This is a genomic window from Pseudomonas sp. P5_B2 (assembly GCF_056400445.1).
In genome coordinates this window covers 1-1,006 of the sequence record NZ_JBFULH010001103.1, presented here as the reverse complement: position 1 = coordinate 1,006, position 1,006 = coordinate 1, and the positions used below count along the sequence as shown (strand labels likewise).

General features: G+C 58.2%; 1 protein-coding gene. It reads right to left on the bottom strand.

Going from position 1 to position 1,006, the window contains the following annotated elements:
* Positions 1–81: 81 nt before the first annotated feature.
* The coding region (locus AC1DRJ_RS29475) for a Nit6803 family nitrilase (protein ID WP_477805229.1) at positions 82–1,006 on the bottom strand (925 nt) is incomplete at its 5' end.

The following is a 1,006-nucleotide window of genomic DNA, read 5'->3' as shown; positions in this document are numbered from 1 at the left end:
GAATTCAGGTTCTTGACCGATATCAAGCCAGCGCTATTGGCTGGGTGAGCAGACAGATCTGCGGGCTTACTTGCGATCAGGTTATTCATCCGAGGCTTCCTCTGATGATCCGCGCAGATCATGTACATGAGCGGTCGCGCGACGGTCTATCAACAAGCTCAGCAGCTCGGGCCGGCTGTAATGCCCAACCGAGTCCATCATGCGTTTGCGTTTGTCGATCAGGGCGAAGTCAAGGTCGACGACGACTGCGCCTTCGCCTTCAGTGCGTTGACCAAGAACCTTGCCTTCTGGGGAGATAATCGCAGTGAAGCAACCGCCTGATATCGGCTCCAGAGCACAGCCGGTGTCGGCCATGATCTGCGCCTGCTGCTCGGCATCCAGCCACGCAGTGGCATTGACCACGAAACAGCCGCTCTCCAATGCGTGGTGGCGGATGGTGACTTCCATTTGTTCGGCAAAGATCTGTCCGACTAGGGAGCCTGGGAACATGGCTGCATGGATCTGTTCGCCGTCGGCCATCAATGCATAGCGAGCCAATGGGTTGTAGTGTTCCCAGCAAGCCAGCGCGCCGATCCGGCCCACGGCACTGTCGGTGGCCCGTAGGCCAGAACCGTCGCCCTGGCCCCAGACCATACGCTCGTGGTAGGTCGGCGTGATTTTGCGGCGGTGCTGAATCAGCGAACCGTCAGCGTCGAACAGCAATTGAGCRTTATAGATCGTGCCTCCATCGCGTTCATTGACGCCGATGCAGGCTACGATTCCGGCTTCGCGGCAGGCTTCGCCGATCTGCCGGGTAACCTCCGAGGGGACTTCGACGGATTCTTCCAGTAGTTTTAGGTGCTGCTTACCCATAGCAAAGGGTGGCTGGACGAAAGAGAAGTAGGGGTAGTACGGCACCACTGTTTCGGGAAACACTGCGAATTGCACGCCATCACGGCCCAAGTCCAGCAGCGTGTTGCACAGCTTTGCGACTGTGGCTTCGCGTGAGTACAGCACTGGGCTGAAC